We start from the raw sequence: 24,497 nt of genomic DNA, 5'->3' as shown, positions 1-24,497 counted from the left end.
GGGTGCTACATTTTCGGTAGCTTCTCGCGCTGGTTGAATATGCGCTAGAAGCCTATTTCTTGTGAATTTCTCCGCTGTATCGTCGAATGTATAGTGCCCCTTCCGCCACCCTGGGGACTTTGGACCATGCGATTCCTGCTGTTGACCTTGCTGATGGCCGCGCTGGCGCCGGCTGCCGATGCCGGAGTTTTCACTACCCGCTGCCTGTTCGCCGAGGGCGCCAAAAAACCGATCCTGCTGCAGTTCAGTACCGTGGGCGACGAGGCCAGCGGCTGGAGCGGCGGCTTCGTGCGCTACGGCACCAACAGCCGGCCCATCAGCCTGGTGCGCATGCGCGAATCGCATGTGGAAACCGCACCCGGCCGGCCGTTTGCGTTCACCACGGTCTGGCTGGAGATCGTCGGCGGCCAGACCCTGGGCAGCTACGAGGTGGAAACCCAGGGCGCGCGTATCAACCGCTTCGTCTATACCCACAAGCGTAGCGGCCTGGGCACGAGCTTTGTGGAAAACCCCGGCATCGATGTCGGTGCCGACGGCGCCTGCCGCTGGACCGCCACGGGCTAGCCCGGTTTACTATTGAATGCATAGCGGCTCGTGCAGATGCTGCATGCGCTAGCGGCCCATTTCATCAGGATTTTCAGCATGCACACCAGCAGCCAACGCGGTGATTACCGCATCAGCACCGACCCCCAGCAGCTGGACCTGGCTGCGGTCCACGCCTACCTTGCGCAGAGCTACTGGTCACCCGGCATCGCGCGCGAACGGGTCGAGCGCGCGGCGGCGAATTCCCTGTGTTTTGGCCTGTTCCATGGCGACCAGCAGGTGGGTTTTGCGCGGGTTGTCACGGACAAAACCACGTTTGCCTATCTGGCCGATGTCTACATCCTTGAAGCCCACCGCGGCCAGGGCCTGTCCAAATGGCTGATGGCCATCATCCTGGCCCACCCCGACCTGCAAGGCCTGCGCCGCTTCATGCTGGCCACGCGGGATGCGCATAGCCTGTACGCGCAGTTTGGCTTCACCGCGCTGGCGAATCCGGGGCGGCTGATGGAGATGCACCGGCCTTCGGCTTAGCCGCATTTTTTCCACGGACCAGGCCACACATGACACCACCCTCGCTGGCCCTCACGCCCGAAGAGCAGGCCGCATTCCTGCAGTCCGTCGACCAGGTGCAGCAGGTGGCGCAGCGCGGGCTGGAGGCGCAACCCGACGGCTGGGCAGTGGTGGCATTTGTGCGGCATTTGCAGCGCGGCGTGGATAGCGTGGTGGCTGCCGTGCGCGACCAGGGCGTGCAGCTGGACTGCGCGGCCGGTTGCAGCCATTGCTGCCACGCCCGGGTCGAGGCCATGGCGCCCGAGATCTTCCAGATTGCCAGTGTGTTGGCCGCGCGGCCACTGCTGGAGCAGGCCGAGACCCTGGCGCGGCTCCAGGCCTACCTGGCAGTGCAGACCCCGCACGCCAGCCCACAGGATGCGCCCTGGAGCCGCCGGCCGGCCTGTCCCTTTCTTGCCGAACAGCTGTGCACCCTCTACGCGGTGCGCCCGGCTGCCTGCCGCAAGGCGCATTCGCGCGATGTGGCCGCGTGTGCCAGCGATGCCGCGCTGATTCCGCAGAGCCTGGAGCTGGCTGTGCATGCCGAGGCGCTGCAGCTGGGTACCGCCGCGGCCTACCGCCAGCGCGGCCTGGACGCCCAGCCGCACGAGCTGGTACAAGCCGTGCTGCTGGCGCTACGCGACCCGTCGGCCCTCAGCCGGTGGCAAGCGGGCGAGCCAGTGTTTGAGGTGGCCCCGCCCTAGGCGCTGGCGCATCCGGACCGCATGTGTGCGGTGGCTAAGATCAGCGCGTCGGTGCCGCGGTTTTCGCGGCACGCATGGCATTCACCACCAGGAGATCCACCTTGAAGATATCGGGCGTTTTCATACGTTTTGCGGCTGCCTACATCGGCTTGGTGGTGGTCGTGCTGGTGGGGTTTGGGCTTGCGGGCGTACAGCCCAACTCCGGTGTGAACGCCGGGGTACTGATAGGCGCGGCGTGGTGGTCCTGCCTGGCGTTTGGTGAGAAGAATGCCCGCTACTTCACCTCGGCCGAAAAGACACGGGTGGTGTGGGGCATGGTCACTATCGATTTGCTGATCCAGCTGGCCGTTGCCATCCCTCTGCTGGGTTCCGCAGGGGCTTTCCCCGTCGGGGCGTTGCTCACGGGGGTCGCTTTCGTGATGGCACTGCACGCTATTGGCATCTACTTTACGGTTGGCTATGCGGGCAAGATTTTTGCCAAGCAGCAGGCCAAAAAGTTGGCGAAGGCCGGCGCTTAGCCCTTCGCTCCAAGCGGCGTGCAACAGCAGAAGGCCGCTTGGCGGCATGTGCTGCATGCCGTTGGGTTTCAGGCCAAGCGTATTGCTTACTGCACCTGGTACACCCGCCCGGTCTGCGCGCCCTCCACGCTGCGCTGGTAGGCCAGGGCCGCGCGCTCGGCGGAGACCGGTTCGAAGCCCGCAAAGTAGGCGCCGTAGGCGGCCATGGACTCGGTCAGCACCGTGGGGCTGACGGCGTTGATGCGCAGGCCGCGCGGCAGCTCCAGGGCGGCAGCGGCCACAAACGCTTCGATGGCGCCGTTCACTGCCGAGGCGCTGGCGCCATAGCGGATCGGATCGGTGGACAGGATGCCGCTGGTCAGCGTCACCGAGCCGCCGTCGTTCAGGTAGCGCTGGGCCAGCAGGGCCAGTTGCACCTGGCCGAGCAGCTTGTCCTGCAGGCCGATGTTGAACTGCTCGGCCGTCATCTCGGCCAGCGGGCCGAAGTGCACATTGCCGGCGGCGCTGACGATGGCGTCGACCTTGCCGACCTTGTCCAACAGGGCTGCCAGGCTGGCCGGCTGGGCCAGGTCGGCCCTGTAGTCGCCACTGTTGCGGCCTACGCTGACGATGCTGTGGCGGGCGGCCAGATTGGCCTGGACGGCTTGGCCGAGGGTGCCGTGGGCGCCGATCAAGAGGATTTTCATACGTTGTTCCTGGGTCAGAAGTGGTGAAGCCCCGATTGTTTTGCAAATGCGCCAGCGCATAAAGTAGTTGATACTTCTTTATCTACTAACCAATGGTTCTGAATAGCGATGGATAAATTCCGCAACATGGAGGTCATGGTGGCCGTGGTCGAAGGCGGCAGCTTTGCCGCTGCGGCCCGGCAGCTGAATATCTCGGCGGTGATGGTGGGCAAGCACATCCGGCTGCTGGAGGCGCACCTGGGCGCGCGCCTGGTGCAGCGCAGCACCCGCCAGCACAGCCTGACCGAGGTGGGGGCCACCTTCTACGAGGACTGCAAGCGTGTGCTGGAGCAGGTGCGCTGGGCCGAGTCGGCGGTGGAGCGCAGCCGGGCCGCGCCGCAAGGCCTGCTGCGCGTCAGCGCGCCGACCACGCTGGGCAACCATGTAGTGGCGCCGCTGGTGGCCGACTTCCTGCTGCACAACCCGCAGGTGCGGGTCGAGCTGCAGCTCAGCGACAGCCTGGTCGACCTGGTAGGCGACGGGGTGGACGTGGCGGTGCGCATCGGCCCGGTGGTCGACCAGAGCCTGGTGGCGCGGCCGCTGCAGCCCTACCGCATGGTGATTGCGGCCGCACCCGCCTATTTGGAGCGGCAGGGCCGGCCGCTGCGCGCCAGCGACCTGGCGCAGCACACCTGCCTGCGCCATTCGGTCTGGAACGGGCGTACCGGGTGGCCGCTGCGCGAGGACGGCGTCGCCGTGGACTGGCCCGAGCAATCGCGCTTCACCTGCAACCAGGGCGACAGCCTGCGCACCGCCGCGCTGTGTGGCCTGGGTCTGGTGCTGCAGCCCCGGGTGCTGCTGGCCGACGACCTGGCCAGCGGCCGCCTGGTCGAGGTGTTGCAGGATTGCGCGCCCGCGCCCCGGCCGGTCCACCTGGTGTATGCGCCGGACCGGCGCCAGCTGCCCAAGCTCAGCCGCTTTGTCGCCCATGTGCTGCAGGCGCAAGGCTAAGATGCATTTCCCCCCAACCGAATAAGCCGCATGCAGACCACCATCCGCCACGCCGAACAGGACGACTACGCCGCCATCGCCCAGATCTACGCCCAGCCGCTGGCGGCTGCCGGCACCATGCAGATTCCGCTGCAGTCGCGCGAGGTGTGGAAACAGCGGCTGGCCGGCATGGGCGCCCACGACCGCGTGCTGGTGGCTGTGGTCCAGGGCGAGGTGGTCGGCCACCTGGGCATCCACCCGGTGCCGCAGCCGCGCCGCGCCCATGTGGCCGGCATCGGCATGGCGGTGCGCGACGACCGGCAGGGCCAGGGGCTGGGTACGGCCTTGCTGAAAGCCGCCATCGACCTGGCCGACAACTGGCTGAACCTGCTGCGTCTGGAACTCACCGTCTATGCCGACAACCTGGCGGCCCAGCGCCTGTACCAGGGCCAGGGCTTTGTGCTGGAGGGGACGCACCGCGGCTATGCGCTGCGCCAGGGGCGTTACGTGGATGCGCTGGCCATGGCGCGCCTGCACCCCGTGCCGCCGGTGCTGGCATGAACCAGCATCTGCTCTTGCCCCTGCTGCTGGCCCTGGGCTGCGGCCCGGCGCTGGCCGACTGGGTGCGCATCTCCACCAGCGAGACCTCGGTGTTCTATATCGACTCGGCGATTTCGCCCAAGGTGGGCGCCAATGTGATGGTCTGGATACTGCGCGACCACAGCGCGCCGCAGGTGGGCGCAGGCGGGCCGTTTGCCTCGTCCAAGGACCAGATCGAGATCGACTGCGCGGGCCGGCGGGTGCGCCGCATCTATTCGTCCGACCACCCGCAAGCCATGGGCCAGGGCAAGATGGTGCATTCCGAGCACGGCCCCATGAGCTGGAACCTGGCATCGCCGAACACCATCGTGAAACGCATCGTCGACATGGCCTGCGTGCATTCCTGAGATGGGATGGATAGCGCTAACAAATTGTTGCATTGCTATTTAATTTATAGCATCTGAAGCCTGTCTCTCTTGAGGTAGAGTGCATTCTTTACAAAGCCGACACAGTCCGCGCAACGCGCGGCTGGGTCGGTTTTTCTCAGGGAGATATGCCGAATGTGGATGCAAGCGAAACGGGTGGTGGTATGGCTGGGCGGGGCCTGGTGTCTGGCCGCGTTACCGGCGGGAGCCGCCGGCCCCGAGGCGGCTCCGCTGAAGGCCGCGCAGGCCGATGAAAGCCTGGTCCACCCCTGGCTGTTTCCACCGCCGCAACGCAGCCCCAGCGCGTACTTCAGCAATCTGCAGGATGGCGCTGTGGTCGAGTCGCCTTTCGTGGTGCGTTTTGGCCTGTCGATGCGCGGCGTAGTGCCGGCTGGCCACAAGGTCGGCATGGCCGGCCACCACCATTTGTTGCTGAACCAGGACTTGCCGCTGGACTTCACCAAGCCGCTGCCTTTTACGGCCAGCTACGTCCACTTCGGCAAGGGCCAGATGGAAACCGTGCTGGACCTGCCACCCGGCACCCATACCCTGCGCCTGGTGCTGGCCGACCAGGGCCATATTCCTTACTTCGTCTACAGCAAGCCGCTCAAGCTCACGGTGTCCCAGCGCAAGCCGGGCCTGGCGCCGGCCGATGTGCTGGGCTTGCCGCGGGTGGAACTGCTGGGCGTGGCCGACAGCGCGCTGCTGCAGCCGCCGTTTCGCCTGGTGTTCCATGCCTCGGGCTTCAACATTGCGCCGGTGGCCGCGCAGCTGCCGGACACGCATTACTTCCGGCTGCTGCTGAACCGCCCGGGTGCCAAGCCCGAGGTGCTGAACTTCAAGTCGGGCCAGACCGAGGCCTGGCTGAACCCGCCCAAGGGCGCGTACACCGCGCAGCTGGAGCTGGTGCGCAACGTGGCCAGCCCCGAGGCCGTGGTGGCGCGCACCCAGCCCACGGCGTTCTCGGTCGGGCCTTGAAAAGACTGCGGCGGTCGGGCTGTCAGACCGTCATCCAGCAAAGCGCCTGCGGTATTCCACCAGGCTCACCCCCAGTCGGCGGGCAAAGGCCCGCCTGAAGCCGTCCACATTTGCATAGCCCACCGCATCGGCCAGGCGCTTGGCGGGCAAGTCCGATTCTTCGGCCAGGCGGCGGGCCGCGTCGATGCGGGCGTTCTCGACAAACTCGGCCGGCGTTGTGCCGGCTTGGCTGCGGAAGATGCGTGCGAAGCTCCTCTCGCTCATGCCGGCGCGTGCGGCCAGGGCGGGTACCGACAAATCGGCCTTCAGATTCGCCAGTACGTAGTCCTGCACTGCGCGTACATCCGAGCGTTCCGATGTCTGCGCCGCCAGGTGGGCACTGAACTGGCTCTGGCCGCCGGGGCGCTTCAGGAACATCACCAGCTCGCGCGCTACGCGCAGTGCGAGTTCGCGGCCGTGGTCTTCTTCGACCATCGCCAGGGCCAGGTCCATGCCGGCTGTCACGCCAGCGGAGGTGAACAGCTTGCCGTCCTGCACATAGATGGCGTCGGCTTCGACGCAGGTGCCGGGATAGGCCGCCGCGAGGCGGGCGGCCGAATTCCAGTGGGTGGCTACCCGCTTGCCGTCGAGCAGTCCGGTCGCCGCCAGCACGAAGGCGCCGGTGCATACCGAGCCATAGCGCCGCACGCTGCGCGCCTGCCGCCGGAGCCAGTCTTGCAACGGTACGTCGCTGGCCATGTCCTCGATATTCGGGCTGCCTGCGACCAGCAAGGTGTCGATAGGCCCGCGCTGCGTGGCCACGGTGGCGTCGACGGCCAGGCGCAAGCCGCCGCTGCTTTTCAGCATGCCATCTACGGCGCCGATCACCTGCACCTCATAGGCACGGGGCTTGCCGAGCTGGCGTGCGGCCTCGGCGAAAACGTCCGCAGGCCCGGCGACATCCAGCAGCTGGAAACGGGGAAAAGCGAGTATGGCGATACGCATGGCAGAGATGGCCCAATGATTGGCGGAAAACGCCTTGGCTTGGCCGAGACGGCGGTCGAAGTTTGGCAGAAACTAGCATCTCATGCAAATTCAGCCAAAGGAGCCTGTTGTGCCAAGCCTGTCCATCCACCCGTCCCTGCCGGTTTTTTATCCACCCGGCGCCAGCTCGGTACGCAATCTGCCCATCAACCTGTTTGCTTCGGTCATGGGGTTGTCCGGGCTGGCCCTGGCCTGGCGGCTGGCGCACAGCAGCCTGGGTGCGCCGGCCCTGATTGGCGAGGCCATCGGGGCATTTGCGGTGGGCATCTTTTTGCTGCTGGCAGGGGGCTATCTGGCGAAGCTCGCCAAGCATCCCGAGGCCGTGCAGGCCGAGTTTCAGCATCCGGTGTCCGGCAACTTCTTTGGCACCATCGCGATCTCGTTGCTCTTGTTGTCGGCTGTGGTGGGGCCGTACAGTGCGACCGCTGCGCGCGCGCTCTGGTCTGTGGGTGTGCTGGCGACTCTCACGCTCTGCTACGTGGTGGTGTCCCGCCTGCTCAAAGGCCAGGTTGACGCGTCGCACGCCGTGCCGGCCTGGATTATTCCGTGCGTGGCCACGTTGGACATTCCGGTCACCGGCGCACAGATGCCCATGGCCTGGGTGGCGGAAGTCAATCTGCTGGCCGGCGCGGTGGGCGCCGTGCTGGCGCTCGTGCTCTTCGCGCTGATCGTCAACCGGCTGGTGCACCGCGATCCGCTGGCGCCCGGCATGACCCCGTCGCTGATGATTCTGGTCGCGCCCTTTGCGGTGGGTTGCCTCGCGTACAGCAATATCGTTGGCGGCATGGACCGCTTTGGTGCGCTGCTGTTTTACTTTGCGCTGTTCATGTTCGCGGTGGTCGCGCCCAAAGTCTTCCGCCCCAGCGTCCCGTTTTCTGCGGGCTGGTGGGCGATCAGCTTTCCTATGGCTGCGCTGGCCAATGCGGCGCTGAAATATGCGGAGTTCCGGGCGAGCGCGCCGCACTGGCTGCTGGCCATAGGCCTGCTGGCCGCTCTCAGCCTGGTATTGGCAGTGCTGACGCTGCGCACCCTGCGGATCGCGCTGAACGGACAGCTGTTGAAGTCCCCGAAGTAATCCACCGGCTATCCCGGCGCAGCGCGGGGCCGTAGCTTTAAGCCTGCCCTAAGAAAACGAGCGCTACTGCTGCTACAAGCCTGTATGGCCCGGCCGCCCTTCGGTGGCGGGCCGGCTACAGGAGCATGACCGTGGAATTGGACCCTCTCGATATCGTTGAATCCGCCAAACCCGCCCGCAAGCCCGCCAAGCGCCGCTGGCTGAACCCGGCGGTGGCCATTACCGTGGCCTTGCTGGCCACCTTTTTGGGTATCTGCAAGGTCAAGGACGACAACATCGTGCAAGCCATGCAGCAGGCCCAGGCCGACAAGCTGGACCACTGGCAGTTCTACCAGGCGCGCAATGTGCGCGAGGAAATCGCCAACGCCACGCTGGCCCAGCTGCGCCTGCAGGCCATGGCCGTGGTGGCGCCGGCCCAGCAGGCGGCCTACCAGGAACAGATCAGCGCCTATGCATCCCTGGCCCAGAAGGAAGACCAGAAGAAGGCCGAACTCAAAACCCAGGCCGAGCAGGACCAGGCGAGCTACGACGCGCTGAACTTCCGTGACGACCAGTTTGACCTGTGCGATGCGCTGGTCGCCATTGCCATTTCCATGCTGGCCGTGGCCTCGCTGACGCAGCTGCCGGCCCTGTACATGCTGAGCCTGGTGCCGTCCGGCTTTGGGCTGCTGATGGGCGTGTCGGGCCTGGTGGGCCTGGGTATCCACCCGGATGCGCTGATCAAACTGCTGAGCTGAACCACACCTCCACCCGCAGGCCCGGCGGCAACGCGCCGGTGTGCGCGTCTTCCAGCAGCACCCGTGCCTGGTGCTGCCGCGCAATCTCCTGCACGATGGACAAGCCCAGGCCGGAGCCATCGGCTTCCGTGCCGAGCGCCCGGTAGAACGGCTGGAACACAAGTTCCCGTTCGGCGGGGGGAATGCCGGGGCCGTTGTCTTCCACCTGCAGCAGCGTGCCCTGGCCGTCGGGGGCGGCCAGTATGCGCACGGTGATGATGCCCGGATGTGCGTCGCTGGACGGCGTGTAGTGGACGGCGTTTTCCACCAGGTTGCGCACCAGCTCCTTCAGCAAAGTTGGGTTGCCCTGTATCTGCACGCCGGGGCTGCCGGGCTCGGCGCCGTCGTAGCCCAGGTCGATGCGTTTCTCCAGCGCGCGCGGCACCGAGTCGCGCACCACCTCCATGGCCAGGCGCGCCAGGTCGCAGAGCTGCAGGCTCTGGCTGACGCCGCTGTTCTCGGCCCGGGCCAGGGCCAGCAGCTGGTTCACGGTATGGGTGGCGCGGATGCTGGAGCGGCCGATCTGCTGCAGCGAGCGCTTGAGTTCGGCGGTGTTGGTGCCCTCGCGCTGCGCCAGGTCGGCCTGCATGCGCAGCCCGGCCAGCGGGGTTTTCAGCTGGTGGGCGGCGTCGGCCAGGAAGCGTTTTTGGGTGGCAATCGAATCCTTCAGCCGGGTCAGCAGGTCGTTCACCGACGACACCAGCGGCGCCACTTCCAGCGGCACGGCTTTTTCGTCCAGCGGGCTCAGATCGTCGGGGGTGCGGGCGCGGATGCGCTCTTCCAGCTGCTTGAGTGGCTGGATGCCGCGCACCAGCGCCAGCCAGACCAGCAGCACCGCCAGCGGCAGGATGACGAACTGCGGCAGCATCACGCCCTTGATAATTTCGGCCGCCAGCACCGAGCGCTTTTCGCGCGTCTCGGCCACCTGCACCAGGGCCAGCGGGTTGCCCGGCAGGTCCAGGCTGACCCACAGGTAGGCCACGCGCACGTCCAGGCCGCGCATCTCGTCGTCGCGCAGGTGCACCGGGCCTTCGGCGGGCTTTTCGTCGACCGGCGGCAGCGGCAGGTCGGTATCGCCGCTGAGCAGTTCGCCATGCGCGCCGCGCACCTGGTAGTAGACCTGGTCGGAGTCGTCGGCCCGCATGATTTCGCGCGCCGGCAGCGGCAGGCTGAACTGCGCCTGGTGCGGTTGCGACACCACCAGCAATTGCGACAGCGCCTGGGCGTTGTACTCCAGCGCGCGGTCGAAGGGCTTGCCGGCAATGCCTTGCGCCACCAGCCAGGTCAGCGCCAGGCTTACCGGCCACAGCAGCAGCAGGGGCGTGAGCATCCAGTCCAGGATTTCGCCGAACAGGGAGCGTTGCTCGCGCTGGAAGATTTTCACGGTGGATTCAGGGGCCTGTGCATGCGGGCATCTTAGCCACACCACCCCGCGGCCAGCTTACGTGTTCACCCGGTGCTTGATCCAGCGCATCAGGCCGCCGACCACCGGCAGTTTTTCGTACAGCTCTTCCGCCGCGTCCCAGTAGTCGCGGTGCAGGGTGATGCGGCCCTGCGGGTCCAGCTGCAGGTGCGAGCCGCCGTGCACGGTTTGCGTCACACCGGGGTGGTAGCTCTTGAAGCGGAACTGGAAGTCCCAGGTCAGAAAGCACTGCGGGCCGCGGACGATGCGCTCGTGCACCACAAAGCGCGGCGCGTGCAGGGCCGTGAACATGTGCTGGTAAATGCCCTGGATGGCCGGCAGGCCGCGCACATCGTTGAACGGGTCTTTGAAGCGCGCGTCGGGCGCATAGATCTCGCCGCAGCGGGCCAGGCTCTGCGGGGTCAGGGTTTCGAAGAACGAGACGATCTGCTCGACGGCTGGGGTCATAGTCCTGTCATTCTGCGGATGGCGGGGAAGTAGGCGCGGTAGGGCAGCAGCGCCAGGGCCTTCATCCACAGGGTGAAGCGCTTGGGGAAGTGGATCTCAAACTGGCCGCGCCGCCAGCCGCGCAGTATCGCAAAAGCCGCTGCCTCGGGGGTGATCAGGGCCGGCATGGGAAAGTCGTTGTGCGCGGTCAGCGGGGTTTGCACAAAACCCGGGCAGACCAGGCTGACGCCGATGCCACGGTCGTGCAGGTCCAGGTACAGGGTCTCGGCCAGGTTGATCAGCGCGGCCTTGGTCGGCCCGTAAGCCAGGCTTTGTGGTAGGCCGCTGTAGCCGGCCACGCTGGCCACCAGGCTGATGTGGCCATGGCCTTGCCGCAGCAGCCGCGGCAGCACCGCGTCCAGCAGATGCAGCGCGCCCACGTAGTTGACCTGCAGGTGCTGCTGCATCTCGGCCAGGCTGTAGGCGGTGGCGCGCTGCGGCCGGTAGTAGCCCGCGCAGTAAATCACCGCGTCCAGCTGCTCCAGCCCGTCGGCGGCGGCGCGCAGGGCTGCCGGGTCGGCGGCATCCAACGGCAGGGCGTGCGCGCCCGGGTGCTCGGCCACAAAGCGCTGCAGCGCGTCGGCGTGGCGGGCCGACACCACCACCTGCGCGCCCTGGCCGTGCAGCAGCTGCGCCGTGGCACGGCCGATGCCGCTGGAGGCGCCGATCAGCCACACGGTCTTGCCGCGCCAGTCGGTGATGGGGGGATTCAGTGCCATGCTGTTTGCTCTATTTTTAATAGCTGCTTGCGCTAGTGGAATATGCGCCAGGGTCCGATTTGGCTTAGGGTTTGGTAAAAGACAGCGTGACTTCGCCCAGGTGGATGCCGAGCTTGCTCATGCGGGCCTTGTTCAGCATCACCTTGTCGGTCACCAGGTACATCCAGTCGTCCATCTGCACCTGGTAGACCGTGCCGTCGACCGGCAGCGCCAGCGTGTACTGCCAGTGGAAGGCGTTGCCGCTTTGCGCGCCCAGGGCCGCACCCACCACGTCGTCGGCCCGGCCGCTGTAGCGGCCATCGGCCTCGCGGTGCAGCCGCCAGACGCGCTTTTGCGTCGTGCCGTCGGAATAGGTGAAGGATTCGTCCAACACGCCGTCGTCGCCGCTCCAGCTGCACACCATCAGCACGGTGAAGCGCTTGACCACCTTGCCGGAGCGGTCGGTGAACACGCCATACGCGTCCAGCCTGCCGTTGAAGTAGCTGCGCAGGTCCAGCTTGGGCGTTTGGTTGGCGTAGTCGGCCAGCTGGGGGCCGGCACAGCCAGCCAGGGCAGCGCTGCTGGCGAGTAGGAGAAGACGGCGTTTCATAAGGAATCCTTGGAGCGAATGATGAGCAAATACAACGCGCCGGCCGCGGCCAGCTTGAGCACGCAGGGCAGCAGGCAGTAGATGGCCGTCAGGGCGTGCAGCGCGCCCGCATCCTGGGCGCCGGGGGTATAGCCCAGCCAGGCCAGCAGCGGCAGGGCCAGGCCGGCGGCCAGGGCCAGGTTCAGCTTGGTGGCAAAGTTCCACCAGCCGAAGTACAGGCCTGCGGTCTGGCGGTCGCTGCGCTGCACGATGCCGGCCAGCAGCGCGCCGGGCAGGGCCAGGTCGGTGCCCAGGGCCATGCCGGACGCAGCGCAGACGGTGAGAAAGGCCACGCTGTCGCCCGCGCCCAGCAGGGACGCACACACGAACGCCGCCACCGCCACGCCCATGCCGACCAGCCAGGTGCGCGCCAGCCCCCAGCGCGGCACCAGCCGCAGCCACAGCGGAATCGACAGGGCGGCGCAGGCAAAGTAGGTGGCCAGGAACAGCGGCTGCAGCGCCTCGGCCGCCTGCAGCCGGTCTTGCACAAAGAACAGCACCAGGGTGGCGGGCACGGCGCTGGCAATGCCGTTCAGCAAGAACACCGCCAGCAGCCGGCGGAATGCCGGGTTGGCAAACGGTTGCCACAGCGCGGCGCGGTGCACGGCCTGGCGCTGCGGCTGCGGGCCGACGGCGCGGGTCCAGGCCAGCCAGCCCAGGGCCAGGCACAGCGCCAGCAGCAGTACCGTAGTCGGCAGGCCCAGCAGCGTGGGCGCCACGCTGGCCACCACCACGCCGACCAGGCCCAGGCCTTCGCGCCAGCCGACCAGGCGGCTGCGCTGGGCCTCGTCGCCGCCCAGCAGCGCGGCCCAGGACTGGTGCAGCACGCCCAGGGTGCTGTAGGCGGTATAGGTCAGCACCAGCAGGGCCGCGGCCCACAGCAGCACATGCTGCCGGGTGGCCGGAAAGAACAGGCCCCAAAAGCCCAGCGCCATCAACACCGCCGCCATGGCGGCCACCCCCAGCACGGCACGGGTGGAGCGGGCAAACAGCGCATCGCCCCAGCGGCCCAGCAGCGGGTCGATCAGTCCGTCGAACAGCCGCGCACCCAGCAGAATCTGCCCCAGCACCGCCAGTGGCACGCCCAACGTGGTGGCGTAGTGGTGCGGCAGCAGCACGTACAGCGGCAGCGCCACAAAGGCCAGCGGCAGGCCCATCAGGCCGTAGGCGAAGCCGTTGCGAGCGCTGAAGGCGGCCGAGCTCATGGATGGCCCGCCAGCAGCTGTTTGCGCATGGCCGGCTCCGAGGTGTCGGGCGACAGCCAGATGCCGAAGAACAGGCGCGCGAAGTCGCCATCGCTGACTTCGCCGGTGGGCTGGCCGTTGGTCAGGAAGCGGGCCGTGCGGGTCTGCGGCAGGTAGATGCCCAGGATGCGGTCGCCCTTTTGTACATCAGGAAAGGCCGAGGCCAGCTTCTGCTGCCAGGCCTGGGCCTGGGCGTCGGACATCGGCGCGCTGCGGCGCATCTCGGCCAGCGAGCGGCGGGCGATGTCGGCACGGCTGAAGTCGCGCAGGTAGCGCAGCTCCAGCGCGAACGCTGTGTCGGCGTAGCGCGCGGCCTGGAAGCCGGGCGCCACCCACAGTTGGGCGTCGTAGATATCAAAGCCCCAGACCTTCAGCCGCGTGCTGCCGCTGAGGCTGGCCTGCGGCACGGCAGCGGCCACTTCGCTGGGCAGCTCGCTTGCCCATAAATTTAAGCAAAACAGGCCGCTGGCGCAGAGAGTACCTGCGCAGACAGCTATTTTTTTAATAGCGTGTACTGCACGAGGTTGATATTGCCCTTGTCGAAGGCGGCTTCGCAGTAGGCCAGGTAGAACTCCCATAAGCGCATAAACCTTTCGTCAAAACCGAGCTGCAGCACCTGGCTGCGGGCGGCCAGAAACTTGTCGCGCCAGCGGCGCAGGGTTTCGGCGTAGTCGGGGCCGAAGGCGAACTCGTCCACCACCTCCAGCCCGGCCGCGGCGGCTTCACGCCGGAACTCGCGCGGGCAGGGCAGGCAGCCGCCGGGGAAGATGTACTGCTGGATGAAGTCGGTGCTGGTGATGTAGCGCTCGAACAGGCTGTCGTCGATCACGATGCTCTGTATGCAGGCGCGGCCGCCGGGCTTGAGCAGGCGGGCCACGGTCTGGAAGTAGGTGGGCCAGTATTCGCGGCCCACGGCTTCCACCATCTCCACCGAGCAGATCGCGTCGAAGGGCGCGTCGCTGATGTCGCGGTAGTCCTGCAGGCGCAGGTCGGCGCGGCTGTCCATGCCCAGGCGCTGCATGCGGCTGTTGGCAAAGGCCAGCTGCTCGGTGCTCAGCGTCACGCCGGTCACGCTGGCCTTGAATTCGGTGGTGCCCATCTCGGCCAGCGCGCCCCAGCCGCAGCCGATCTCCAGCACCCGGTCGCCGGGTTGCACATTCGCCATGGCCAGCGCGCGGCGTACCTTGGCGTTCTGCGCCTCGCGCAGCGGCCGGTCCAGGTCGCCCTCGAACCAGGCGGATGAGTAGTTCATGCTGTCGTCCAGCCACAGCGTGTAGAAGGCATTGCCCAGGTCGTAATGGGCGTGGATGTTCTTCTGGCTGTTGGCCTTGGTGTTGCGGTTCAGCAAATGCTGGATGCGGTACCAGAGCCGGCCGATCCAGTGGCCGTACACCACGTCTTCGATTTCCTGCCGATTGCAGATGAAGACGGTCAGTAGGTCGGTGAGGTTGGGCGTGGTCCAGTCGCCGGCAATATAGGTTTCGGCCACGCCGATGTCGCCCGACTTGAGGGCTGCCGCGCAGAGTTTCCAGTTCTTCAGCGTCATGGCCGCGGTCGGCGCGTCGCCGTGCTGCTGGTGGTTGCCGAACACCTGCATGCTGCCGTCGGGCAGCTGCATGGTGATGCTGCCGTGGCGCAGGCGCTGCAACAGCTTGAGCGCGGTGCGGGCCGCGGCGGGCGCGTCGGAGGGGACGGCAAAACCGGAGGCAGTGGTGCTGTTGTTCATTGTCGCTATCTCGTCACAAAATCTTTGGGGGGCACGGGTTTGCTGAAAAACGGCACGCGCTGCCGCCACAGCTGGAAGGCCTGCCAGTGGATGCGCGCGACCACGCCGAAGGTCATCGCCGGGTAGCGCCAGAGCGCGCGGCGGATGCTGGCGGCGGTGATGGGCTGCAGGCTGCCGCTGACGCTGGTTGCTATGAGGGCGCCTTGCGCATCGTCATAGTCGACGCGGGCCACGGTCTTGTCGCCGGCGCGCATGAAGCGGAAGCGGTAGCCGCCCTCGACAGGGCAGAAGGGTGACACGTGGAACACCTTGGCGGCGGTCAGCTCGACGCCGTAACGGGGTTGGTCGAGCACGTAGCAGTGCCGTTCGCCAAAGGTGTTGTTGACCTCGACCACGATGGCGCGCAGCGACCCGTCGGCGCGTTCGCAGTACCAGAAGCTCACCGGCTTGAAGGTATGGCCGAAGACCCGTGGGTAGCAATGCAGCCAGATCTCGCCGTCGGCATCGGTGATGCCTTCGCGCTGCAGCAGGGCTTCGATCCAGGCCAGGGCGCTGCCTTGGCCGTCGCCGTGGTCGGCGTCATAAAAGCTCAAGGCCGCGCGGCGGTTGATGGCCAGCGGGCTGCCGGCCAGCGAGCGCATGGGCAGCATCAGAAAGTAGGTCGGGTAGGCGAAGGCATGGCGCACCGGGCGCAGCCGGGTGTGGCGGACCTGGCCGAAGCCTATCTGTGCCTGGTTCATACCCCGGCCTTGAGCAGCTCGGCCACGGCCAGCCCGGCTTTCAGGCCGTCCTCGTGGAAGCCGTAGCCCATCCACGCGCCACAAAAGTAGGTGTTCTGCTGGCCTTGCAGGTCGGGCATGCGCTTTTGCGCCGCGATGGCGGCCAGGTCCAGAACCGGGTGTGCGTAGTCAAAAGTGCCCATGACATGGGTACGCGCGATCTCGCGGATTGGATTCAAGGAGACGACCACCGGTTGGCTCCAGGGCAGCGGCTGCAGCTTGTTCAGCCAGTAGTGCAGGCACACGCGGCTGGATTCGGTATCCGTGGCCGGCGCGCGCTCGTAGTTCCACGCAGCCCAGGCGCTGGGGTTGTGCGGCAACAGCGAGGCATCGGTGTGCAGCACTGCCCGGTTCGCGTGGTAGTGGATGGCGCCCAGGGTGGCCTGCTCGGCCGCACTGGGGGCTGCCAGCAGCGCCAGGGCCTGGTCGGAATGGGTGGCCAGCACCACTTTGTCGAAGCGCTCGGTGCGCGCGAAGCCGTGGGTCTGGCTGGTGATCTGCACGCCGTCGGCCAGGCGCTCGATGCGCTGTACCGGGCTGTTCAGGCGCCTGTCGGCGATTTTCTCGACGATCTTGTCCACGTAATGCCGCGCGCCGCCGGTGACCGTCCACCACTGGGGCCGGTTCAGCACCTGCAGCAGGCCGTGGTTGTGGCAGAAGCGCACCATGGTGGCCACCGGAAACTGCAGCATCTGCGCGGTCGGGCAGCTCCAGATGCAGCCCATCATGGGCAGAAAGTACCAGTCGCGGAAGGCTGTGCCGAAGCGCTGCTGGTCCAGAAACTCGCCCAGCGGCTGGGCCAGGGCGGCGTCGTGGTTGTCCAAAGCCAGCCGGGTGGTGATCCGGTTGAAGCGCAGCAGGTCGCGCAGCATGCCCCAGAAGCGCGGGCTCCACAGGTTGCGGCGCTGGGCGAACACGCTGCCCAGCGTGCTGCCGCTCCATTCCACATAGCGCTGGTCCGGCGTGCTGGGGGGAATCTGCGCCGAGAACGACATGTCGGTCTTGGCCGTGGCCACGTCCAGCTCGGCCAGCAGGGCGATCAGCTGCGGGTAGGTGCGCTCGTTGAAGACCAGAAAGCCGGTGTCCACCCCGTGCGTGACCAGGCCGCCGGGGGTGGGCAGGGTCAGGTCGACGGTATGGGTGTGGCCGCCAAAGTAGCTGCCGGCTTCGAACAGGGTGATGTCGGCCTGGCCGCGCAACCGGTGCGCGACCGCCAGCCCGGAAATGCCCGAGCCGACGATGGCCAGTTTCAGCGGCGCGCCCATCAGGCCGCCTGGCGAAGGAAAGTGGCTGCGAAGCACCCCGATGCGAACGAGGGAGTGAGGGAGGAGGAGAACCGCCCCGGGGTATCGTGCCTGCACACAGTGTGCGGACGGCTTCGCTGCCAGAAAAAGGTGTGTACCGCAGATGCAGCAACCCGGCTATGGAGCGGCACCGGCCGCAATAAGTTCCCGGGCCGTGCCACCGCGGAGGGGTAAAGGAATGTGAAGCGGGTAGATCGCATAGGGTGATAATATACCAATCAGTCACTTTGTGACTAACAAGTTTTATTTTCCACGCGCCCCGGTGTTTCCGCCAGCCTGCAATGTCACCCCAACCGCCTAGAATGAAGCCAGTTATGAAGGATTGCCATGCTCTACCCTGAACTTTTTAAGCAACTCGAAGCCGTGCGTTGGAATATGGAAAAAGATGTTCCATGGGCTGACTTCGATCCGAGCCTGTTGACCGACGAACAGGCACAGACCATCAAGATGAACGCCATCACCGAGTGGGCGGCCTTGCCGGCCACCGAGATGTTCTTGCGCGACAACCAGGACGACAGCGATTTCTCCGCCTTCATGTCGGTCTGGTTCTTTGAAGAGCAAAAGCATTCGCTGGTGCTGATGGAGTACCTGCGCCGCTTCCGCCCCGATCTCGTGCCCACCGAAGAAGAGCTGCACGACATCCGCTTCGAGTTCGACCCGGCGCCTGCGCTGGAGACGCTGATGCTGCATTTCTGCGGCGAGATCCGCCTGAACCACTGGTACCGCCGGGCCAGCGAATGGCATTCCGAGCCGGTGATCAAGAACATCTACACCAAGCTCAGCCAGGACGAAGCCCGCCACGGTGGCGCCTACCTGCGCTACATGAAGCGCGCCATCAACAACGTGGGTAACGAAGCCCGTACCGCCTTCACCAAGGTGGGCGTGCTGATGGCCAGCGCCCGCCGCACCGCCCAGGCGCTGCACCCGACCAATCTGCACGTGAACGAGAGCCTGTTTCCGCGCGACACCATTCAGAGCCGCCTGCCGAATCCCGAGTGGCTGGAGCACTGGCTGGACACGCAGATCAAGTTCGACGCGGTGTGGGAGGGCAAGGTGGTTGATCGCATCCTGCACAACCTGAGTCTGCTGATGGACCGCAGCTTCAAGACCGTGCAAGAGCTGAACCGCTACCGCAAAGAGATCAGCAAAGAGCTGGCCGACAGCGCGGCTGCCACGCCGCCCACACCAGCGGCTACCTGAGCTAGATCAGCGCCAGCAGGCGCTCCAGCTGCACCTGCACCTTGACGTCGCGGTGCGGCACGTGGGCGATGATCTTGTGGATGGCGGTATTGGTCTCGCGCACGATCATTTCGCCGGTGGGCATGCCTTCGCGGTTGATGATCACCGCCACCCGCGGCGCGGTGGTATTGGCGCTGCGGCGGATCACCACGGCGATTTCGCCATTCGCCAGCCGCACATAGACCCCGGGCGAATACACGCCTACAGCCTTGATCAGCGCCGCGCCGGCTTCGTCCACATGCTTTTTCTCGTCGAAATAGCAGGCCTGCATGGCCGCATTGGGCGGCATCGACAGCCGGCCCGCGCGCGGCGAGAGCCGGGCGATAAAGGTGTCGGCCCGCTGGATCAGCCGCGCCAGCCGCAGTGCCACGGTCTTGCCGCCCAGCGGTCCGGGCGAGCGGTCGTGGTGGTGGCGCACCGCCAGCAGCCAGTTTTCGTTGTCCACCCCCATGGCCACCAGCATGCTGAAGGCACGCTGCGCATGCTGCTCGACCATTTCGATCTGCTTGGCGGTGAGCGCCTGGTTCTGCAGGGTCAGCTCGTCCTGCATTGCCGTCATGGCGATGTTCATGGTCAGCGCGGCCTTGCCCAGGGTCGCATCCAGGTCGGCCGGCCAGTTCAGCACCTCGCGCGCCGCCAGGCTGCACACCACATAGACCAGCATCGCATGGGTGGCGCTGTACATCTGCATCTCGGTGGCCGACAAATGCATCAGCGCGCACAGCGTGGCGTCCGGGTGCTGCTCGACCAGCTGGTTCAGTTCGGTATAGAGCTTGTCCAGCCGCGGCAGGAACTGCTCGTTCTGCGGGTCGCGCAGCAGGCCGTTGGCGCGGATCTGCAAGGCAGTCCAGTCGGGGATGGCCGACACCTCGCGTGCATCGCCCTTGTCCAGGTCGGCGGCGGCCAGCTGCATGTCGGCGATATCGCCCAGCGGTGTGTCCGAGCGCACCATCTCGTACAGCTTGCCCACGTAGGCGCGGTGGTTGTCGGCGGCGTCCACGTCCACGCACAGGGTCATGCCGCGCGAGGTCCAGTAGCTGATCTCTTCGCGGTCGTTGATCACATACCCCTTGTGGGCGAGCAGCACACCCTGTTCGTTACGCAGGGCAAATGGAAGCGGTTGGCCCAGGCGCAGGGTGGAAACGTTGACAGCAATAAGGTTCATGGTCGTAAAGGTTATCAGTTCAGTATCGACATATCTACTGCCTGCTTGAGCCTGCTAGCATTTATGGATGACCGACACCCTCGCCCCCCCCGCTTTTCTTGCCAAAATCTGCAACCGCGAGGACGCGGCCGCCCAGTTGGCCGGCCTGCCCCGCCCCTGGGTGTTCACCAACGGGGTGTTCGACATCCTGCACCGCGGCCACGCCACCTACCTGGCCCAGGCCCGATCTTTGGGCGGTAGCTTGATCGTGGCACTGAACAGCGACGCCTCGGCGCGCCGCCTCGGCAAGGGCCCGGACCGGCCGCTGAATAAGGAGACCGACCGCGCCGTGCTGATGGCCGCGCTGGAGTCGGTCAGCCTGGTCACCTGGTTCGACGAAGACACGCCGCTGGAGCTGATCACCGCGCTGCGTCCCGACATCCTGGTCAAGGGCGGCGATTACGATATGCAGAAGCTGGCCGAAACCGCCGTGGTGCAGGCCTACGGCGGCACCGCGCTGGCGATTCCGTTTGTCGACGGCTATTCGACCACCGCCCTGGTGCGCAAGATCCAGCGGCCGCATGGCGTTTAAAGCCCTGCTGGCCCGGGCCTGGCAAGGGCTGCGCAAAGACCGCTTTTTGCAAATCCTGCTGCTGGCCCTGGTCGGCCTGAGCCTGGTCAGCCGCACCCCGCTGCCCAGCTACCCGGCCCTGGTCGACTGGCCGACCATCGCCGCCCTCACCGGCCTGCTGGCCTTGACCCAGGGCGTGGAAACCAGCGGCGCGCTGCACCGCCTGGGCCACTGGCTGGTCGGCTACATGACCAGCGAACGCGCGGCGGCCCTCTGCCTGGTGACGGCCGCTGCCGTACTGTCCACCGTGCTGACCAACGACGTGGCGCTGTTCGTCATCGTGCCGCTGACCCTGGGCATCTGCCGCATCACCCCGCTGCCGACCACCCGGTTGGTGGTGTTCGAGGCGCTGGCGGTGAACGCCGGTTCGGCGCTGACGCCCATCGGCAACCCGCAAAACCTGTTCCTCTGGCAGCTGTCGGGCACGTCCTTCGCCCAGTTCGTCTGGCACATGCTGCCGCTGGTGGCGGTGCTGATGCTGCTGCTGTGGGCGGTGACCGCGCTGGCCTTCTCCGGCCGACTGCTGCAGACCAGCGATCCGCAGTCCGAGCACCTGCTGCACAAGCGCCTGCTCGCCGTGTCGCTGCTGCTGTACCCGGTGTTCCTGGTGCTGACCGACCTGCACTACGCGCCCTGGGCCTTGCTGGCCGTGCTGCTGTGCCTGGGCAGCATCCGTTGGCGCGTGCTCGCGCATATCGACTGGGGGCTGCTGCTGGTGTTTGTGCTGATGTTCATCGACCTGCGCCTGCTGGTCGGCTTGGACGTGGTGCAGCAGGCCCTGGCCGGCTGGGGCCTGGCCCAGCCCATGCACCTGTTCTGGGCCGGCATCGCCACCTCGCAGATTGTCAGCAACGTGCCCGCGGCGATTGCGCTGGCCGAATTTTCCAAGGACTGGAAGGTACTGGCCTACGCCGTCAACATCGGCGGCTTCGGCCTGATGGTCGGCTCGCTGGCCAATCTGATCGCCCTGCGCATGGCGCCCGACAAGCGCGCCTGGATCAGCTTCCACGTGTGGTCGGTACCGTTTCTGGTGGCCGGGGCGGCGGTGGGGTGGGTACTGCTGTTTGCTATGTAAAAAATAGCTGCTAGCGCAGGTGGAATATGCGCCGACTAACGTTTTAACGGCGCTTCCACGTCGGAGTACACCAGCACGCTGTCCGGCAGGCGTGCACCTTGAATCTCTATCGCCGCAACGGCTGCATCGAGTTCGGCGAACTCCTGTGGCGTGAAGCGTACGGCTGCAGCGCCGATGTTTTCAAGCATGTGCGGCATCTGTGTGGTGCCCGGGATCGGTACGATCCATGGCTTTCTGGCCATCAGCCAAGCCAGCGCGATCTGGCCAGGGGTGGCGGCCTTGCTTGCGGCCCAACGTTTGAGCAGCTCCACCAGTGCCAGGTTGCGCGGCAGGTTCTCCGGCGCGAAGCGGGATTCGATCTTGCGGATGTCGCCATCGGCAAACCGCGTCCTCGCGTCGATAGCGCCCGTCAGGAAACCTACGCCGAGCGGGCTCCAGGGCACGAAGCCGATTCCCAGTTCCTCGCACAGGGGGAGCACCCATTTCTCGGGGCCGCGCCAGAGCATCGAATACTCGTTCTGAACAGCGCTTACCGGCAATTCCGCGTGGGCACGGCGCAGCGTGCCAGGGCCCATCTCGCACAAGCCCCAATGCAGCACCTTGCCCTGGGCTATCAGCTCCTTGATGGCGCCGGCGACATCCTCGATGGGCACCTGGGGGTCCACGCGGTGCTGGTACAGCAGATCGATGCGGTCGGTGCGCAAACGCTTGAGCATGCCTTCGACGGCGAGCTTGATGTGGTCGGGCCGGCTGATGAGTCCTGGAAGACGCTGGCCGGTCTGCAGGTCGATGTTCCAGCCGAACTTCGACGTGATGGCGACCTGGTTGCGGAATGGCGCGATGCCCTCGCCCAGGATGCGCTCGACCTCGTGCGGACCATAGGCCTCGGCGGCGTCGAAGAAGGTCACACCGCTGTCGAAGGCGCGCCGGATGATGTTGACCATCTCGGGCCGGCTCGGCACCGTGGTCTGGTAGGTGCGGCCCATGTTCTGCACGCCCAGGCCGATGCTGGAAACCTGGAGCGTGCCGAGTTTTCTCGACCCCAGGGGGCTGGCCGTGGCAGACGCACTGGCGCCCATGGTTTGCGCCGTGGCCACACTGGTGGCCAACGAGCTTGCGGCGAGAGTGCCGGCCGACAGCAGAAAGCCTCGGCGGTCGGATGCGGAATGGATGTTCTTCGCCATGGCTGACGTTCTCCTGTTGTGGGGTTGGTGTGTTGGGGCCAGGTGCGCGCGTCAGATATCCAGCCGCCGTTCGCTCATCCACTTGACTCTGGCCGGATCGCGGTGCGAGAAGAAGCTGCTGGTGCCGGTCTCCAAGGTGGCGATGTCGGCCATGTCCGCAGCCGACAGTTCAAAGTCGAAGACGTTCAGGTTCTCGGCCATGCGCTCCTTGCGCACTGACTTCGCCAGGGCCACGATGCCGCGCTGCACCAGCCAGCGTAGCACCACCTGCCCGACCGATTTGCCATGCTTGTCACCGATGGCCGTCAGCTTTTCGTTCTGGAACAGGTTGTTGCGTCCTTCGGCGAACGGTGCCCAGGCTTCGGCCTGCACGCCGTTGTCGCGCATGAAGTCTGCGCTCTCCATTTGCTGGTGAAAAGGATTGACCTCCACCTGGTTCACGGCCGGCTGGATGTCGTTGAAGGCCATGATGTCCATCAACCGGTCGGGGTGGAAATTGCTGACGCCGATGGCCCGGAGCTTTCCGGCGCGGTAGGCCTCTTCCATCGCACGCCACGATCCGTGAACGTCTGCATATGGCTGGTGGATCAGGTAGAGGTCAAGGTAATCGAGTTGCAGGCGATGCAGTGTCTTGTGGATGGCCTCGCGGGTGCGCTCGAAGCCCGTGTCCTGCACCCAGAGTTTGCTGGTGACGAACAGGTCTTCACGGGCTACGCCGCTGGCACGCAGGCCTTTGCCGACCGCTTCCTCGTTCATGTACGAAGCCGCCGTGTCGATCAGGCGGTAGCCGCATGCGATGGCGTCGGCCACGCTGCGCTGGCATTCCTGGGCGTCGGGGATCTGGAAGACGCCGTAACCGAGGATGGGCATCTGCAGGCCATTGTTGAGTGTTACGTGTTGCATGTGGGTTCCTTCACCAATGGTTTGGGCCGGTTGTTCACCGAGCGCGGCATCCAGGCCAGCGTGTAGTGCGTGAGAAAGACATAGAGCCCGACGATGGAGATCCAGTGAACGAAGAATCCGGCGGTCGAGGCCTCGAAGTCCCAGCCGTCCAGGCGCATCTGCATGGCTAGCCTGCCGCCCACGCCCATGACAAAAGAGCTTTTCACACCATAGGCCGCGATGGCTGCGGCCAGCAGTCGCAGCGCGCATGTGCGAAGCGGGCCAGCCTGGGGCAACTGCAGTGCGCCGCCAACGGCCAGCATCACCCGCTTCCACCGCACACCCAGATGCACCGCCACCAGCACCACTACCCAGTAGGCGGCCAGCGTATGGACCTGCCTTGCGGTGAACCCGCCACCCAGTTGCAGGAAGGCGAAGACACTGTGGGAAATCGAGACGCTGGTCAGCAGCAGTGCCGCTATGCCAACCAGCAACAACAGCGTCCAAGCCCTATCGAAGCCGCCGCGCGGCTGACGCGGCGGCTGCGCGACCTGGCCCCACCAGCGCCGATTGAACAGGTTATGCACCAGCACCAGAACGAACATTGCCGTTCCGATCCATTCGTGCGCTGCATTGCCCAGACCGTAATAGGCCAATCCAGCCACCATCAGACCGGCCGCCACGCCATCCAGCACCAGCCGCAGCAGAAAAGACTTCTTCACCACGTCACGCCTTTCACTTGAAGCGTTTCATGTCGCCCAGCGTATACAGGTGCTGATCGTCCTCGCGGCCCTGGTGGCAAGACTGGCAGCGGGCGCTGTTCTCGCTCAGGTTGACGGTCTTGTCCGCCTTGAAGTGCTGGAACTGCCAGTCGCCGGTGCGCCGCGCCGGGGCAAATTCAGCGCCCCAGCCGTCCTTTTTCTCCATCACGAAGTACCGGAACACCTTGTTGTCGCGGTAGTCGACCAGCACCACATGCGTGCCGCTGGGAATCAGCTTGCCCAGCTTGATGGCATCGATGGCTTCCTGGCTGGTCAGCAGGTGCTCGGTAACCTCGCCACGCTTGACGGTCGTGTAGTGCACCAGCCGGTCGAGGTTGGTGGGGAAGGTCACCCGGTTCACTTCTGCGCGGGCGCCTATGGCCGAAAGCAGGAAGGCGACCAGCGCCACCGTCCCCGCCACCGGGAAGAACAAGGCGCGGAGGGCGGAGCGAAATTGGGCGAAAGCTTGCGGTTCTGGGTGCATGC

General features: G+C 66.0%; 29 protein-coding genes. 13 read left to right on the top strand and 16 right to left on the bottom strand.

Going from position 1 to position 24,497, the window contains the following annotated elements; genetic code table 11:
* Nucleotides 1–126 precede the first annotated feature (126 nt).
* The 4 genes from J2X19_RS16745 to J2X19_RS16730 all read left to right on the top strand — a co-directional run bounded on the left by J2X19_RS16745 (nucleotide 127) and on the right by J2X19_RS16730 (nucleotide 2,314).
* Nucleotides 127–564, top strand: coding sequence for a hypothetical protein (locus tag J2X19_RS16745; protein WP_310374965.1), 438 nt, complete (start codon nucleotides 127–129; stop codon nucleotides 562–564).
* Nucleotides 565–642: 78 nt separating this feature from the next.
* Nucleotides 643–1,074, top strand: coding sequence for a GNAT family N-acetyltransferase (locus J2X19_RS16740; protein WP_310374963.1), 432 nt, complete (start codon nucleotides 643–645; stop codon nucleotides 1,072–1,074).
* Nucleotides 1,075–1,103: 29 nt separating this feature from the next.
* Complete coding sequence (locus tag J2X19_RS16735; RefSeq protein ID WP_310374961.1) at nucleotides 1,104–1,796, top strand: YkgJ family cysteine cluster protein; 693 nt, start codon at nucleotides 1,104–1,106, stop codon at nucleotides 1,794–1,796.
* A gap of 74 nt (nucleotides 1,797–1,870) precedes the next feature.
* Nucleotides 1,871–2,314: an ABZJ_00895 family protein gene (locus tag J2X19_RS16730; RefSeq protein WP_310374959.1), complete on the top strand. Its 444-nt coding sequence runs from the start codon at nucleotides 1,871–1,873 to the stop codon at nucleotides 2,312–2,314.
* An 86-nt stretch (nucleotides 2,315–2,400) separates the two neighbouring features.
* On the opposite strand, the gene J2X19_RS16725 is transcribed toward J2X19_RS16730, so the two are convergent.
* Nucleotides 2,401–3,000, bottom strand: coding sequence for a short chain dehydrogenase (locus J2X19_RS16725; protein ID WP_310374957.1), 600 nt, complete (start codon nucleotides 2,998–3,000; stop codon nucleotides 2,401–2,403).
* Nucleotides 3,001–3,108: 108 nt separating this feature from the next.
* Here J2X19_RS16725 and J2X19_RS16720 point away from each other — a divergent pair, with 108 nt between their 5' ends.
* The 4 genes from J2X19_RS16720 (at nucleotide 3,109) to J2X19_RS16705 (ending at nucleotide 5,912) form a co-directional block, all read left to right on the top strand.
* Complete coding sequence (locus J2X19_RS16720; RefSeq protein WP_116607770.1) at nucleotides 3,109–3,990, top strand: LysR family transcriptional regulator; 882 nt, start codon at nucleotides 3,109–3,111, stop codon at nucleotides 3,988–3,990.
* A gap of 30 nt (nucleotides 3,991–4,020) precedes the next feature.
* Nucleotides 4,021–4,530 (top strand): GNAT family N-acetyltransferase, encoded by a 510-nt coding sequence (locus tag J2X19_RS16715; RefSeq protein WP_310374955.1) that lies wholly within the window; start codon nucleotides 4,021–4,023, stop codon nucleotides 4,528–4,530.
* Nucleotides 4,527–4,916 carry a surface-adhesin E family protein gene (locus tag J2X19_RS16710; protein WP_310374953.1) on the top strand — a complete coding sequence of 130 codons (390 nt, stop codon included), beginning with the start codon at nucleotides 4,527–4,529 and terminating at the stop codon, nucleotides 4,914–4,916. The genes J2X19_RS16715 and J2X19_RS16710 overlap by 4 nt, the downstream gene beginning before the upstream one ends.
* Nucleotides 4,917–5,075: 159 nt before the next feature.
* A complete protein-coding gene (locus J2X19_RS16705; RefSeq protein ID WP_310374951.1) occupies nucleotides 5,076–5,912 on the top strand; it encodes a DUF4399 domain-containing protein in 837 nt (278 codons plus the stop codon).
* A gap of 30 nt (nucleotides 5,913–5,942) precedes the next feature.
* Here the strand turns inward: J2X19_RS16705 and J2X19_RS16700 are convergent, their stop codons facing one another.
* Nucleotides 5,943–6,896 carry a GlxA family transcriptional regulator gene (locus J2X19_RS16700; RefSeq protein ID WP_310374949.1) on the bottom strand — a complete coding sequence of 318 codons (954 nt, stop codon included), beginning with the start codon at nucleotides 6,894–6,896 and terminating at the stop codon, nucleotides 5,943–5,945.
* Between the two features lie 82 nt (nucleotides 6,897–6,978).
* Here J2X19_RS16700 and J2X19_RS16695 point away from each other — a divergent pair, with 82 nt between their 5' ends.
* Together J2X19_RS16695 and J2X19_RS16690 are read left to right on the top strand one after the other, a co-directional pair.
* Nucleotides 6,979–8,010 carry an SLAC1 anion channel family protein gene (locus J2X19_RS16695; protein WP_405048674.1) on the top strand — a complete coding sequence of 344 codons (1,032 nt, stop codon included), beginning with the start codon at nucleotides 6,979–6,981 and terminating at the stop codon, nucleotides 8,008–8,010.
* 131 nt (nucleotides 8,011–8,141) lie between these two features.
* Complete coding sequence (locus tag J2X19_RS16690) at nucleotides 8,142–8,747, top strand: DUF4337 domain-containing protein (RefSeq protein WP_310374945.1); 606 nt, start codon at nucleotides 8,142–8,144, stop codon at nucleotides 8,745–8,747.
* Here the strand turns inward: J2X19_RS16690 and J2X19_RS16685 are convergent.
* The 9 genes from J2X19_RS16685 to J2X19_RS16645 form a co-directional block, all read right to left on the bottom strand.
* A complete protein-coding gene (locus tag J2X19_RS16685) occupies nucleotides 8,731–10,170 on the bottom strand; it encodes a sensor histidine kinase (protein ID WP_116607776.1) in 1,440 nt (479 codons plus the stop codon). The genes J2X19_RS16690 and J2X19_RS16685 overlap by 17 nt on opposite strands.
* A 57-nt stretch (nucleotides 10,171–10,227) precedes the next feature.
* Entirely contained in the window at nucleotides 10,228–10,656 is a 429-nt protein-coding gene (locus tag J2X19_RS16680; RefSeq protein ID WP_310374942.1) for a nuclear transport factor 2 family protein, read from the bottom strand.
* Nucleotides 10,653–11,414 carry an SDR family NAD(P)-dependent oxidoreductase gene (locus J2X19_RS16675; RefSeq protein ID WP_310374940.1) on the bottom strand — a complete coding sequence of 254 codons (762 nt, stop codon included), beginning with the start codon at nucleotides 11,412–11,414 and terminating at the stop codon, nucleotides 10,653–10,655. The genes J2X19_RS16680 and J2X19_RS16675 overlap by 4 nt, the downstream gene beginning before the upstream one ends.
* A 64-nt stretch (nucleotides 11,415–11,478) precedes the next feature.
* A complete protein-coding gene (locus tag J2X19_RS16670) occupies nucleotides 11,479–12,003 on the bottom strand; it encodes a DUF3833 domain-containing protein (protein ID WP_310374938.1) in 525 nt (174 codons plus the stop codon).
* Nucleotides 12,000–13,247 (bottom strand): MFS transporter, encoded by a 1,248-nt coding sequence (locus J2X19_RS16665; protein WP_310374936.1) that lies wholly within the window; start codon nucleotides 13,245–13,247, stop codon nucleotides 12,000–12,002. Before J2X19_RS16665 ends, J2X19_RS16670 begins: the two co-directional genes overlap by 4 nt.
* Nucleotides 13,244–13,705, bottom strand: coding sequence for a chalcone isomerase family protein (locus J2X19_RS16660; RefSeq protein WP_310374934.1), 462 nt, complete (start codon nucleotides 13,703–13,705; stop codon nucleotides 13,244–13,246). Before J2X19_RS16660 ends, J2X19_RS16665 begins: the two co-directional genes overlap by 4 nt.
* A gap of 74 nt (nucleotides 13,706–13,779) precedes the next feature.
* A complete protein-coding gene (locus tag J2X19_RS16655; protein WP_310374932.1) occupies nucleotides 13,780–15,012 on the bottom strand; it encodes a class I SAM-dependent methyltransferase in 1,233 nt (410 codons plus the stop codon).
* 5 nt (nucleotides 15,013–15,017) lie between these two features.
* Nucleotides 15,018–15,752: a DUF1365 domain-containing protein gene (locus J2X19_RS16650; RefSeq protein WP_310374930.1), complete on the bottom strand. Its 735-nt coding sequence runs from the start codon at nucleotides 15,750–15,752 to the stop codon at nucleotides 15,018–15,020.
* Nucleotides 15,749–17,044, bottom strand: a complete 1,296-nt coding sequence (locus J2X19_RS16645; protein ID WP_310375346.1) for an NAD(P)/FAD-dependent oxidoreductase — start codon at nucleotides 17,042–17,044, stop codon at nucleotides 15,749–15,751. Before J2X19_RS16645 ends, J2X19_RS16650 begins: the two co-directional genes overlap by 4 nt.
* 378 nt (nucleotides 17,045–17,422) lie before the next feature.
* Between J2X19_RS16645 and J2X19_RS16640 the strand changes: the two genes are divergently transcribed.
* Nucleotides 17,423–18,295 carry a ferritin family protein gene (locus tag J2X19_RS16640; protein ID WP_116607784.1) on the top strand — a complete coding sequence of 291 codons (873 nt, stop codon included), beginning with the start codon at nucleotides 17,423–17,425 and terminating at the stop codon, nucleotides 18,293–18,295.
* Nucleotide 18,296: 1 nt separating this feature from the next.
* Here the strand turns inward: J2X19_RS16640 and J2X19_RS16635 are convergent, their stop codons facing one another.
* The gene (locus tag J2X19_RS16635; protein WP_310374927.1) at nucleotides 18,297–19,499 is read right to left on the bottom strand and encodes an HD-GYP domain-containing protein; all 1,203 of its coding nucleotides are present in this window, start codon (nucleotides 19,497–19,499) and stop codon (nucleotides 18,297–18,299) included.
* 67 nt (nucleotides 19,500–19,566) lie between these two features.
* Between J2X19_RS16635 and rfaE2 the strand changes: the two genes are divergently transcribed.
* Together rfaE2 and J2X19_RS16625 are read left to right on the top strand one after the other, a co-directional pair.
* Entirely contained in the window at nucleotides 19,567–20,070 is a 504-nt protein-coding gene (gene rfaE2 / locus J2X19_RS16630; RefSeq protein WP_310374925.1) for a D-glycero-beta-D-manno-heptose 1-phosphate adenylyltransferase, read from the top strand.
* On the top strand, nucleotides 20,060–21,184 hold the full coding sequence (locus tag J2X19_RS16625; RefSeq protein WP_310374924.1) for an SLC13 family permease: 1,125 nt from the start codon (nucleotides 20,060–20,062) through the stop codon (nucleotides 21,182–21,184). The genes rfaE2 and J2X19_RS16625 overlap by 11 nt, the downstream gene beginning before the upstream one ends.
* A 35-nt stretch (nucleotides 21,185–21,219) precedes the next feature.
* Here J2X19_RS16625 and J2X19_RS16620 read toward each other — a convergent pair whose 3' ends face one another.
* Genes J2X19_RS16620 through J2X19_RS16605 form a run of 4 tightly spaced genes read right to left on the bottom strand, consistent with a single transcriptional unit; the run spans nucleotide 21,220 to nucleotide 24,495 of the window.
* The gene (locus J2X19_RS16620) at nucleotides 21,220–22,368 is read right to left on the bottom strand and encodes an aldo/keto reductase (RefSeq protein ID WP_310374921.1); all 1,149 of its coding nucleotides are present in this window, start codon (nucleotides 22,366–22,368) and stop codon (nucleotides 21,220–21,222) included.
* 51 nt (nucleotides 22,369–22,419) lie between these two features.
* Nucleotides 22,420–23,271, bottom strand: a complete 852-nt coding sequence (locus J2X19_RS16615; protein ID WP_310374920.1) for an aldo/keto reductase — start codon at nucleotides 23,269–23,271, stop codon at nucleotides 22,420–22,422.
* Nucleotides 23,259–23,972, bottom strand: coding sequence for a DUF4405 domain-containing protein (locus J2X19_RS16610; RefSeq protein WP_310374919.1), 714 nt, complete (start codon nucleotides 23,970–23,972; stop codon nucleotides 23,259–23,261). Before J2X19_RS16610 ends, J2X19_RS16615 begins: the two co-directional genes overlap by 13 nt.
* Before the next feature lie 13 nt (nucleotides 23,973–23,985).
* Nucleotides 23,986–24,495, bottom strand: coding sequence for a cytochrome P460 family protein (locus J2X19_RS16605; RefSeq protein ID WP_310374918.1), 510 nt, complete (start codon nucleotides 24,493–24,495; stop codon nucleotides 23,986–23,988).
* Between the last annotated feature and the right edge of the window lie 2 nt (nucleotides 24,496–24,497).

It is taken from the genome of Rhodoferax ferrireducens, from assembly GCF_031458075.1.
Classification (GTDB): Bacteria; Pseudomonadota; Gammaproteobacteria; order Burkholderiales; family Burkholderiaceae_C; genus Rhodoferax_B; species Rhodoferax_B ferrireducens_A.
This window is presented reverse-complemented; position numbering and strand designations above follow the sequence as displayed.

What these genes read in the sequence shown, in the direction of transcription:
- J2X19_RS16700 (WP_310374949.1), bottom strand. Translation starts at nt 6,896, where the DNA reads ATGCGTATCGCCATACTCGCTTTTCCCCGTTTCCAGCTGCTGGATGTC.
- J2X19_RS16730 (WP_310374959.1), top strand. Translation starts at nt 1,871, where the DNA reads ATGGCATTCACCACCAGGAGATCCACCTTGAAGATATCGGGCGTTTTC.
- J2X19_RS16605 (WP_310374918.1), bottom strand. Translation starts at nt 24,495, where the DNA reads ATGCACCCAGAACCGCAAGCTTTCGCCCAATTTCGCTCCGCCCTCCGC.
- J2X19_RS16710 (WP_310374953.1), top strand. Translation starts at nt 4,527, where the DNA reads ATGAACCAGCATCTGCTCTTGCCCCTGCTGCTGGCCCTGGGCTGCGGC.
- J2X19_RS16615 (WP_310374920.1), bottom strand. Translation starts at nt 23,271, where the DNA reads ATGCAACACGTAACACTCAACAATGGCCTGCAGATGCCCATCCTCGGT.
- rfaE2 (WP_310374925.1), top strand. Translation starts at nt 19,567, where the DNA reads ATGACCGACACCCTCGCCCCCCCCGCTTTTCTTGCCAAAATCTGCAAC.
- J2X19_RS16680 (WP_310374942.1), bottom strand. Translation starts at nt 10,656, where the DNA reads ATGACCCCAGCCGTCGAGCAGATCGTCTCGTTCTTCGAAACCCTGACC.
- J2X19_RS16725 (WP_310374957.1), bottom strand. Translation starts at nt 3,000, where the DNA reads ATGAAAATCCTCTTGATCGGCGCCCACGGCACCCTCGGCCAAGCCGTC.
- J2X19_RS16745 (WP_310374965.1), top strand. Translation starts at nt 127, where the DNA reads ATGCGATTCCTGCTGTTGACCTTGCTGATGGCCGCGCTGGCGCCGGCT.
- J2X19_RS16705 (WP_310374951.1), top strand. Translation starts at nt 5,076, where the DNA reads ATGCAAGCGAAACGGGTGGTGGTATGGCTGGGCGGGGCCTGGTGTCTG.
- J2X19_RS16670 (WP_310374938.1), bottom strand. Translation starts at nt 12,003, where the DNA reads ATGAAACGCCGTCTTCTCCTACTCGCCAGCAGCGCTGCCCTGGCTGGC.
- J2X19_RS16720 (WP_116607770.1), top strand. Translation starts at nt 3,109, where the DNA reads ATGGATAAATTCCGCAACATGGAGGTCATGGTGGCCGTGGTCGAAGGC.
- J2X19_RS16675 (WP_310374940.1), bottom strand. Translation starts at nt 11,414, where the DNA reads ATGGCACTGAATCCCCCCATCACCGACTGGCGCGGCAAGACCGTGTGG.
- J2X19_RS16640 (WP_116607784.1), top strand. Translation starts at nt 17,423, where the DNA reads ATGCTCTACCCTGAACTTTTTAAGCAACTCGAAGCCGTGCGTTGGAAT.
- J2X19_RS16665 (WP_310374936.1), bottom strand. Translation starts at nt 13,247, where the DNA reads ATGAGCTCGGCCGCCTTCAGCGCTCGCAACGGCTTCGCCTACGGCCTG.
- J2X19_RS16740 (WP_310374963.1), top strand. Translation starts at nt 643, where the DNA reads ATGCACACCAGCAGCCAACGCGGTGATTACCGCATCAGCACCGACCCC.
- J2X19_RS16620 (WP_310374921.1), bottom strand. Translation starts at nt 22,368, where the DNA reads ATGGCGAAGAACATCCATTCCGCATCCGACCGCCGAGGCTTTCTGCTG.
- J2X19_RS16655 (WP_310374932.1), bottom strand. Translation starts at nt 15,012, where the DNA reads ATGAACAACAGCACCACTGCCTCCGGTTTTGCCGTCCCCTCCGACGCG.
- J2X19_RS16695 (WP_405048674.1), top strand. Translation starts at nt 6,979, where the DNA reads ATGCAAATTCAGCCAAAGGAGCCTGTTGTGCCAAGCCTGTCCATCCAC.
- J2X19_RS16650 (WP_310374930.1), bottom strand. Translation starts at nt 15,752, where the DNA reads ATGAACCAGGCACAGATAGGCTTCGGCCAGGTCCGCCACACCCGGCTG.
- J2X19_RS16635 (WP_310374927.1), bottom strand. Translation starts at nt 19,499, where the DNA reads ATGAACCTTATTGCTGTCAACGTTTCCACCCTGCGCCTGGGCCAACCG.
- J2X19_RS16735 (WP_310374961.1), top strand. Translation starts at nt 1,104, where the DNA reads ATGACACCACCCTCGCTGGCCCTCACGCCCGAAGAGCAGGCCGCATTC.
- J2X19_RS16625 (WP_310374924.1), top strand. Translation starts at nt 20,060, where the DNA reads ATGGCGTTTAAAGCCCTGCTGGCCCGGGCCTGGCAAGGGCTGCGCAAA.
- J2X19_RS16715 (WP_310374955.1), top strand. Translation starts at nt 4,021, where the DNA reads ATGCAGACCACCATCCGCCACGCCGAACAGGACGACTACGCCGCCATC.